Origin of the sequence: Planktothrix sp. PCC 11201 (assembly GCF_900009135.1) — a bacterium.
GTDB lineage: Bacteria > Cyanobacteriota > Cyanobacteriia > Cyanobacteriales > Microcoleaceae > Planktothrix.
Map to the genome: position 1 here is coordinate 83,972 of NZ_LT797699.1, position 9,227 is coordinate 93,198.

Below are 9,227 nucleotides of genomic sequence, written 5' to 3' on the forward strand. Positions count from 1 at the left end.
GGTGATCTGTAGGAATTATAAATTGTGACGGAACCCGCCCCTACAATTAATATTATTGTGCGGTTTTATTTAACATTTCTTGAAGTTGTAGGACGGCTTTATTATTCCCCTGTTGTGTATATAATTCCAGGGCTTTTTTCCAAGCATTCGTCGCTTCGGCGGTATTGCCTTTTTTCCAGAAGGAGTCCCCTAAATTTTTTAAGGCTTCCGCATAGTCAGGATTAATTTCTAAGGCTTTTTGATATTGGGCGATCGCTTCATCCCATTGTCCTTGACTGGCGTGTAAAAATCCCAAACCATTATAAGCTAGGGCATATTGAGGATTCAAACTAATAGCTTCTTGATAGGCTTGAGTGGCTTCTTCAGTTTTTCGTTGATAAAATAAAGAGTTTCCTAAATAAAAATGATATTTAGCTTCTTTGGGTTGATTTTCTACCAATTTACGAAAAATTGTTTCAGAAGCGGCATAATTTCTAGCTTGATAGAGTTGAATTCCTTGACGAACTATTGCTTGTCGAGATTCTTTCTTATCTAACTTTTGCTGTTCCGCTTCACTGGGTTTACCCCGCAACTCGCTGGGAGTGGGTAAATCATTTTGAGCTTGTACTTTCGACGATAATACAATAATTATTCCTAAAATTATTGTTGTTACCTGGGTGAAATTTAACTGTTTAGTTTTCATCTTTGTAATTGTAATCTGATCTTAAAATTTTTCCTCACAATATTCCGACAGGTTGTTATCTATCGGAATATTGATCATATTTTAATTAATGCAGAAAATGACGAATACCCGTGAATACCATGACTAATCCTAACTCATTGGCTGCGTTAATTGAATCTTGATCTCGCATACTCCCTCCCGGTTGCACAATAGCAGAAATGCCCGCCGCCGCCGCCGTGCGAACTGAATCATCAAAGGGGAAAAAGGCATCACTCCCCAAAACACCGCCTTGAGCGTTGTCTCCGGCTTGTTTCAGGGCAATTTCTACTGACCCCACCCGATTCATTTGTCCGGCCCCCACCCCTAATGTTGTCTGATTTTTAGTCACAACAATGGCATTAGATTTAACGTGCTTAACCACTTTCCACGCAAACATTAATTCCTCTAATTCTTCTGGCGTGGGTTGCTTTTCTGTGACTACTTTCCAGTCTGTAGATTGTTCAACTAAATCATCGGCGGTTTGAACTAAAAAACCACCCGCAATTAGTTTAATTGTTTCCTTTGAACCTTGAGTTAAATCGGGTAAGATTAACACCCGTAGGTTAGATTTTTTCTTGAGAATTTGAGCAGCTTCTGGATCACAATCAGGGGCAACAATACACTCTAAAAAGGTTTTACTTAAAGCCGTTGCCGTCTCTTGATCAATAGTCCGATTTAATGCTACAATTCCCCCAAAAGCCGAGGTTGAATCCGCATCAAAGGCTTTTTTATAGGCAGCAGATAGGCTATTAGCAACGGCTACACCGCAGGGATTCGTATGTTTTAAAATGGCTGCTGCGGGTTGCTCGGGAAACTCACAAATAATCCGTCTAGCGGCTTCTAAATCCACTAAATTATTATAACTTAAGGGTTTGCCTTGTAAAATCTGACCCGACGCCCACCCGGTGGGCTGGGTTCCGGTTTGATACCAAGCCGCCGGTTGATGGGGATTTTCGCCATATCTTAAGGATTGAATTTGAGTTCCTGCTAAGACAAAACTTTGGGGTAAGGGAGATTCAGAATTGAGTTCTTGTTGTTCTAAATAGGCTGCGATCGCCCGATCATAAGCTCCCGTATGTTGAAAGGCTTTTAAGGCAGAATGTTGCCGAAATTCTAAAGAAATTTCCCCATTTTTTTGCTTAAATTCTTCTAAATAAGATCCATATTGTTCGGGATTACATAATACAGTTAAATGAGCATAATTTTTAGCCGATGCCCGTAATAAAGTAGGGCCACCAATATCAATATTTTCAATCGCGTCTGCTAAAGAAACATCCGGTTTAGCAATAGTTTGTTCAAAGGGATAAAGATTAACCACGACTAAATCAATCGGGCGAATATCATGGGTTTCTAACTCGCTTAAATCTTGAGGAACATCTCGACGGGCTAAAATTCCCCCATGAATGCGAGGATGGAGGGTTTTAACTCGTCCGCCTAAAATCTCAGGAAATCCCGTATAATCAGAGACTTTGGTAACAGTAAGTCCGGCTGCTTTTAAAGCTGTTGCTGTCCCTCCACTACTAATTAAATCGAAACCTAATTCTTCAACTAGGCTTTTAGCAAACTCAATCAGTCCTCGTTTATCAGATACACTCAATAAAGCTAAACGCGCCATGGGGCAAAACTCCGAATTCAAAAACAACAGTCTACCATTGTTGCACCTACTGGCTCAATTTCTGTTCCTACCCATTACCACCGATGACAAAACCGACCTCAAGAACTCAATTTGTAGATTGTAGATATTTTGGTCAGTGAAATCCGCTAGAATATGATCAACAAACGTAAAAACAAGCCCAAAAATCCATATATTCTAGCTTTTAATAGGCAAAATTAAAAATGACTACAGTCATGATTGTCGATGATAGCAACGCTCTCCGAGAGATAATTGCTAAGATGTTGCGAGACAGTGGGATCGAGGTGATCTCAGCCGAAGATGGAGTTCAAGCCTTAGAAAAAATTGAACAGGTTACACAACTGGATTTAGTCGTATTAGATATTGTCATGCCCAATATGAATGGCTATGATCTGTGTCGCCATATTAGAAAAAATCCCAAAACCCAGAATCTTCCTGTAGTTATGTGTTCTAGTAAAAGTGAAGAATTTGATCGCTACTGGGGAATGAAACAGGGGGCGGATGCCTATATTTCCAAACCCTTCCGTCCTGAAGAACTGTTGAGTACCATCAAACAACTGCTACGGAGGTAAGGATCAGTCATCAGTTATCAGTCATCAGTTTTAGGGGCGGGTTCATCCAGATTGAGGTAATTAACTCCTATCTAAAATAACCCGCCCGTACCCGTTAAACAGTTATCAGTTGAGGAGTTAATAAATTAACTGTAAACTTCTTAACTGATAACTGTTAACTGTTAACTGTTAACTGATGACTGAATAGTCGTTCCGCAGATTATTCTTCTTCGGTACTATCAATTTCATCATCCTCATCTTCTTCATCTTCTTCAGGGGTTAAAGTCCCTTCGGGAACTAAATCAATAGTTGAGTTTTCTTCCAACCAGGTGAAGGTTTTTTGTTGAACTAAATCTTCCGTCACAAAAGCCCGCAACCGTTGAGGATCAACATCTTGACCCTTAAGTTCTGAAAGAACTTTGATTTCTTCGGCTTTAATTTCTTCATCGGTGACGGTCAAAGATTCTAGTTTGGCGACTTCCTTCAAAGCTAAAGACCGCTTCAAAGCGTCAATTGCCTCTGGACGGGCTTGTTCTCGCAGACGAGGCACCATTTCCCCCGTGAATAACCGTTTAACATCTAACCCCATCTTGCTCAACTGCATCACCTGTTCAGTAATCAGTCGGTCAACTTCCTGACGAATTAAAGTTTCAGGTAAATCGACTTCAATGGTTTCTGCTAAAGCATCCACTAAGGCTTTGCGTTGATTGGCTTTGGTTTGGTCGTCCTTTTCCCCTTGAAACCGCTTTTCCAAAGATTCCCGCAGTTCCGCTAAAGTAGAAAACTCGCTTACTTCTTCGGCAAACTCATCATCTAACTCTGGGAGTTCTTTTTCCTTAATCTCATTCAGAGTAATAGTAAAGGTGGCATCCTTCCCAGCAACATCTTTATCCCCATATTCATCGGGAAACTTCAGATTTAAGGTTTTGGTTTCTCCAGAATTCATGCCCACAATGCCATCAACAAAACCAGGGATAAACCGACCTTCCTCCAAATCCACCTGGAAATTATCACCCTTAGCACCCGGAATTTCTTCCGGTTCGCCCGTTTCCGACTCTTGGGTAAAATACCCTTTAAAATCAACAAACGCCACATCCCCTAATTGGGCGGGTCTAGCTTCAACCGGAATTAAGGTAGCTCTTTTTTCCTGTTCCTGTTTTAATACCTGTTCTACCTGTTCGGGGTCAAACTTAACTTCTTCGGCTTGGACAGTCAAGCCCTTGTATTGACCGAGTGTCACCTCGGGTTCCACATCTACAACCACTTTAATCGTCAGGGTTTGTCCGGGTTCAAATTGCTGAATCAGTTGATCAATATCGCCTTGAGGCTCAAAGTTGCCAATCGCCGGAATATTCTCCTGTTCGACAGCTTTGGGTAAATACTGGTTCATCAAATCATCCAACGCAGCCGCCTTAATTCGTTCCTGACCCAAGCGCTGAACCAAAATGTGGCGAGGCACTTTGCCTTTGCGGAACCCAGGAATATTCACCGAACGGCTCATCTTCCGAACAACTTGCTCATAAGCATTTTTAGACATCTCAGGGGTAATCTCAATGTCCAATCCAATTTGACTTGCGGGAAGTTTTTCCTGGGTTACTTTCATAAAAAATCGTGATATTCTGAATTCAACACCCCCAACATATTTAACTCGCGGGGGAACCATAATCACCGGATTAGCAAGGTAAGATTGCTAATGTCGGGTTGTGTACTCAAATAGTGATCGTAACTGATTATGCGCCCTTGTGTGACCGTTTATTAGATTCCGTTCTATTTTGGTCAAAATCGGAACGGCTAAACTATAATAGATGGGGGAGATTAAGCCTCCACCCGACAATTAATAATAATTAACCCAAAGGTTTTACGGACTATAAAAATTTAGATTTATTAAAATTGCTGTTTTTTGATTACGGAGGTTACAATTTTGTCAAATTCTTATCGAGTTGCCATTCTGGGGGCGACGGGAGCGGTCGGGGCGGAGTTAATCGAACTCCTGGAAAGTCGCAATTTTCCAGTGGGGGAATTAAAGTTATTGGCTTCTCCCCGTTCGGCAGGAACCTCCTTAACCTTTAGGGGGGAAAGCTTACCCGTTGAAGCGGTGTCGGAAACCAGCTTCGATCACGTTGATATTGTGTTGGCATCGGCCGGAGGATCAACCTCTAAGGTCTGGGCTTCAAAGATCGTGGAAGCCGGGGCTGTGGTGGTCGATAACTCCAGTGCCTTCCGTATGAACCCCGATGTGCCGTTAGTCGTCCCGGAAGTTAACCCGCAGGCTCTTAACAACCATAAAGGGATTATTGCTAACCCCAACTGCACCACGATTTTAATGGCGGTGGCGGTTTGGCCGTTATATCAGGTACAACCGATCCGGCGAATTGTGGTTGCGACTTATCAATCAGCCAGTGGGGCTGGGGCCAGGGCAATGGAAGAAGTCAAGCAACAGACCTTAGCCATTTTGCAAGGAGAAACACCTAAAACAGAAATTTTCCCCTATCCCCTGGCTTTTAATCTTTTCCCGCACAACACACCGATTAATGAATTGGGTTATTGTGAAGAAGAAATGAAAATGATTAATGAAACCCGCAAAATTTTTGGGGTCAATGATCTGATGATGACCGCATCTTGTGTCAGGGTTCCCGTGTTGCGCGCCCATTCAGAAGCGATTAACCTAGAATTCGAGCAACCTTTCCCTGTGGAAAAAGCACGGCATATCCTCAGCACCGCCCCGGGAGTGGAACTGGTGGATGATCCCAAAGCTAACTATTTCCCGATGCCAATTGATGCCAGTGGACGTGATCCGGTGTTAGTGGGTCGAATTCGTCAGGATTTATCCCATCCCTGCGGATTAGAATTATGGCTCTGTGGAGATCAAATTCGCAAGGGTGCCGCCTTAAACGCGGTGCAAATTGCTGAATTGTTAGTGGAAAAACAACTTTTAGGTTTACGGCGTTGAGGTTTTAACCATGACAAACGCAGGAAACACCGATAATTGATATTAAAGACAAATGGTAAGTTTTGGACGAGTTATAACAGCCATGGTAACGCCGTTTTACGAAGACGGTAGTGTGAATTATGCAGAGGCGGAAAAGTTAGCGGCTCATTTGGCGAGTGCCGGAAGTGATGCCCTGGTGGTGTGCGGAACGACGGGGGAATCTCCGACCTTGACTTGGGATGAGGAATACGAGTTATTTCAAGTCGTGCAGAAAGCGGTATCAGGAACAGCTAAGGTAATCGCCGGAACGGGATCGAATTGCACCCAAGAGGCGATCGATGCCACCCAGAAAGCAGCTAAACTGGGATTAGATGGCACATTACAGGTTGTCCCGTATTATAATAAACCGCCCCAGGAGGGTTTATATCGGCATTTCCAAGCCATCGCCCAGGCCTGTCCCGATTTGCCAATTATGCTTTACAATATCCCTGGACGCACAGGACAAAATCTCCTCCCAGAAACGGTAGCGCGTTTGGCGGAGATTGGGAATATTGTGGCGATTAAGGAAGCCAGTGGCAATTTAGATCAAGTCAGCCAAGTTCGACGGTTGACACCCTCCGAATTTTCGATCTACTCTGGGGATGATTCTCTGACCTTACCCATGTTAGCCGTTGGTAGTTACGGGGTGGTCAGCGTCGCCAGTCATCTGGTGGGAACGCAACTCCAACAGATGATTCAAGCCTTTGCAGCGGGTCAAATACAAGTAGCAACCGACATCCATATCCGATTATTGGAGTTGTTTAAAGTCTTGTTTGTGACCACAAACCCAATTCCGGTGAAAGCAGCATTGAACTTGCAAGGCTGGAATGTGGGATCAACTCGTTTGCCGTTGTGTGACCCAACGGTTGAAGTGACAAACGCATTGAAGAACGTGCTGAGTCAATTAAATCTAGTTAAGTAGGATTTCGGCACACTTTTCTAGGCTTTGTGAAAACTAAATATCCACTCCTGATTGACAGAATTTTCAAAATGATTAGGATGATTCTGGAAATTCTGTCAACTCTTAAGTTTTGCCTTGATTATTTCAATTGTCAACCCCTAACAAAAAAGGATCAGCATGATTAAAAACAGCAACACTCCCGTGATTAGAAAAAGAAGCTCGACTATGGCTTCCCCCACTTCGACTCCGGTATTTAGTTCCGGTTCCCTGAAAATTATTCCTTTAGGGGGATTACATGAAATTGGAAAAAATACTTGCATCTTTGAATATGAAGATGAAATTGTGATTTTAGATGCGGGTTTAGCATTTCCCACCGATGGAATGCACGGTGTTAATATTGTTTTACCCGACGTCACCTATCTGCGGGAAAACCGAGAAAAAATCAAGGGAATGATTGTTACCCATGGTCATGAAGATCATATTGGGGGCATTGCTTTTCACCTGAAACAATTTGATATTCCGGTAATTTATGGCCCTCGGTTAGCAATGGCATTATTACAAGGAAAATTAGAAGAAGCTGCCGTTGCTGATCGTACTGAATTACGCTCAGTTCGTCCCCGGGAAATGGTCAGAATTGGGAAATATTTCCTAGTAGAATATATTCGCAATACCCACTCCATTGCTGATAGTTTTACCGTCGCCATTACAACTCCGGTGGGTGTGGTGATTCATACGGGAGATTTTAAAATTGATCATACTCCGGTGGACGGAGAATTTTTTGATTTCCAACGGTTAGCCGAATACGGAGAAAAAGGGGTTCACTGTTTATTAAGTGACTCTACAAACGCTGAAATTCCAGGATTTACCCCGTCTGAAAGTTCCGTTTATCCCAACTTAGAGCGGGTTTTTGCCCAAGCTCAGGGTCGGATTTTAGTCACAACTTTTGCTTCCTCTGTTCACCGTCTGAATATTATTTTAGATATTGCTCAAAAACAGGGACGGTTAGTATCGGTGGTGGGTCGCTCCATGTTAAATGTGATTGCCCACGCTCGGACATTAGGATATATCAAATGTGAGGATCGGTTATTTGTGCCCCTGAATGCAATTAGTGGTATTCCTAATGATAAATTACTGATTTTAACCACCGGATCTCAAGGGGAACCGTTATCGGCATTAACCCGAATTGCTGAGGGAGCCCATCGTCAAATTAATATTAAGCAAGGGGATACCGTTGTCTTTTCAGCTAACCCGATCCCTGGGAATACAATTGCAGTGGTGAACACCATTGATAAATTGATGATGCAGGGAGCAAATGTGATTTATGGACGGGAAAAAGGGATTCACGTTTCCGGTCACGGATGTCAAGAAGATCAGAAATTAATGTTGGCTTTAACCCGCCCGAAATTCTTTGTTCCTGTGCATGGAGAACACCGGATGTTAGTTCAACACCAAAAAACGGCCCAAAGTATGGGGATTCCTGCCGAAAATATGGTGTTAATTGATAATGGTTTTGTGGTGGAATTAACCAAAGAATCTATCCGAATTGCGGGTAAAGTTCAAGCCGGAATTGAACCTGTGGATGCCTCTCGCTCTGGGGTGGTTAAAGATGAAACCATGAAGGAACGCCGTCAGTTAGCCGAAGAAGGGATAGTTACAATGGCGGTAGCTGTGGGAACCGATGGTAAGTTATTGGCACGGCCTGAGATTCATTTGAAAGGTGTGGTAAATAGCGTTAATCAGGCTGCTTTACAAGAACAATTAACCCAAACTATCGAAACAGTTTTAAGTGAACGTTGGACAGAATTTGCCCGCACTTTTGACTCAGAAACTAAGGAAGTGGACTGGGAGGGGTTAAAAGTTCAAGTCGAACGCTCGATTCAGCGCGTCCTGCGCCGCGAAATTGCTAGTAATCCTTTGTTGGTTTTATTAGTTCAAATTCCCGACGAAGAACCTGCTACAAAACTCACGGGCCGCCGTCGTCCTCGCAGCACGGCAAGAGTTGCTTCTTAGGTTTTAAAAAAAACAAAATTCCCCAGAAACCGGGTCGAAAGAAACTCGGTTTCTTTTTTTTGGAAATTTAGGAATTCAGGAAGTTAAAGAGATGAAATCGGGAGTTATCCTAGGATTAGTAGGTTTTCTCTCCTATCGCAGTGGACAAGAAGCCATAGAAGGCCTGGTCATATCTTTGATGACAGAAATAGGCGATCGCATTGAACAAAACTTAAACAGCTATCTCAATGAACCCGAACAATTTACTCATATTAATGCTTCCCTCATCCGTCAAAGAATTTTAGATTACCAAAATTTAGCAACCTTACAAACATACTTTGCCCAGCAATTGCAAATTTTTCCTAAAGTCAGTGATATGTTACTTGCTAACGAACGTAAAGACTATGTAGAGGTTTCACGACATAAATCAGATCAACTGACTAAGCTGTTGAGCATTTAAACTGTATATTTTAGAGGCTGAAACC

Annotated in this window: 8 protein-coding genes; 5 read left to right on the plus strand and 3 right to left on the minus strand. The window is 42.8% G+C overall.

Going from position 1 to position 9,227, the window contains the following annotated elements; all coding sequences use genetic code 11:
• Positions 1 to 52 precede the first annotated feature (52 nt).
• A complete protein-coding gene (locus PL11201_RS09050; RefSeq protein ID WP_079678269.1) occupies positions 53 to 682 on the minus strand; it encodes a tetratricopeptide repeat protein in 630 nt (209 codons plus the stop codon).
• 85 nt (positions 683 to 767) lie between these two features.
• Positions 768 to 2,315, minus strand: a complete 1,548-nt coding sequence (gene purH / locus PL11201_RS09055; protein WP_079678270.1) for a bifunctional phosphoribosylaminoimidazolecarboxamide formyltransferase/IMP cyclohydrolase — start codon at positions 2,313 to 2,315, stop codon at positions 768 to 770.
• A 221-nt stretch (positions 2,316 to 2,536) separates the two neighbouring features.
• On the opposite strand from purH, the gene PL11201_RS09060 reads away from it, so the two are divergent.
• A complete protein-coding gene (locus PL11201_RS09060; protein WP_079678271.1) occupies positions 2,537 to 2,905 on the plus strand; it encodes a response regulator transcription factor in 369 nt (122 codons plus the stop codon).
• Between the two features lie 199 nt (positions 2,906 to 3,104).
• On the opposite strand, the gene tig is transcribed toward PL11201_RS09060, so the two are convergent.
• Positions 3,105 to 4,487: a trigger factor gene (tig, locus tag PL11201_RS09065; RefSeq protein ID WP_079678272.1), complete on the minus strand. Its 1,383-nt coding sequence runs from the start codon at positions 4,485 to 4,487 to the stop codon at positions 3,105 to 3,107.
• A gap of 318 nt (positions 4,488 to 4,805) precedes the next feature.
• On the opposite strand from tig, the gene PL11201_RS09070 reads away from it, so the two are divergent.
• The 4 genes from PL11201_RS09070 (at position 4,806) to PL11201_RS09085 (ending at position 9,202) form a co-directional block, all read left to right on the plus strand.
• Positions 4,806 to 5,834 (plus strand): aspartate-semialdehyde dehydrogenase, encoded by a 1,029-nt coding sequence (locus PL11201_RS09070; RefSeq protein WP_079678273.1) that lies wholly within the window; start codon positions 4,806 to 4,808, stop codon positions 5,832 to 5,834.
• Between the two features lie 52 nt (positions 5,835 to 5,886).
• Positions 5,887 to 6,774 (plus strand): 4-hydroxy-tetrahydrodipicolinate synthase, encoded by an 888-nt coding sequence (dapA, locus tag PL11201_RS09075; protein WP_079678274.1) that lies wholly within the window; start codon positions 5,887 to 5,889, stop codon positions 6,772 to 6,774.
• A 204-nt stretch (positions 6,775 to 6,978) separates the two neighbouring features.
• Complete coding sequence (locus PL11201_RS09080; protein WP_234996654.1) at positions 6,979 to 8,763, plus strand: ribonuclease J; 1,785 nt, start codon at positions 6,979 to 6,981, stop codon at positions 8,761 to 8,763.
• 91 nt (positions 8,764 to 8,854) lie between these two features.
• Positions 8,855 to 9,202: a hypothetical protein gene (locus PL11201_RS09085; protein WP_079678276.1), complete on the plus strand. Its 348-nt coding sequence runs from the start codon at positions 8,855 to 8,857 to the stop codon at positions 9,200 to 9,202.
• Positions 9,203 to 9,227 lie beyond the last annotated feature (25 nt).

Excerpts from the sequence above, each read along its gene's own strand:
- PL11201_RS09050 (WP_079678269.1), bottom strand. The coding sequence starts at position 682 with ATGAAAACTAAACAGTTAAATTTCACCCAGGTAACAACAATAATTTTA.
- purH (WP_079678270.1), bottom strand. The coding sequence starts at position 2,315 with ATGGCGCGTTTAGCTTTATTGAGTGTATCTGATAAACGAGGACTGATT.
- PL11201_RS09060 (WP_079678271.1), top strand. The coding sequence starts at position 2,537 with ATGACTACAGTCATGATTGTCGATGATAGCAACGCTCTCCGAGAGATA.
- tig (WP_079678272.1), bottom strand. The coding sequence starts at position 4,487 with ATGAAAGTAACCCAGGAAAAACTTCCCGCAAGTCAAATTGGATTGGAC.
- dapA (WP_079678274.1), top strand. The coding sequence starts at position 5,887 with ATGGTAAGTTTTGGACGAGTTATAACAGCCATGGTAACGCCGTTTTAC.
- PL11201_RS09080 (WP_234996654.1), top strand. The coding sequence starts at position 6,979 with ATGGCTTCCCCCACTTCGACTCCGGTATTTAGTTCCGGTTCCCTGAAA.
- PL11201_RS09085 (WP_079678276.1), top strand. The coding sequence starts at position 8,855 with ATGAAATCGGGAGTTATCCTAGGATTAGTAGGTTTTCTCTCCTATCGC.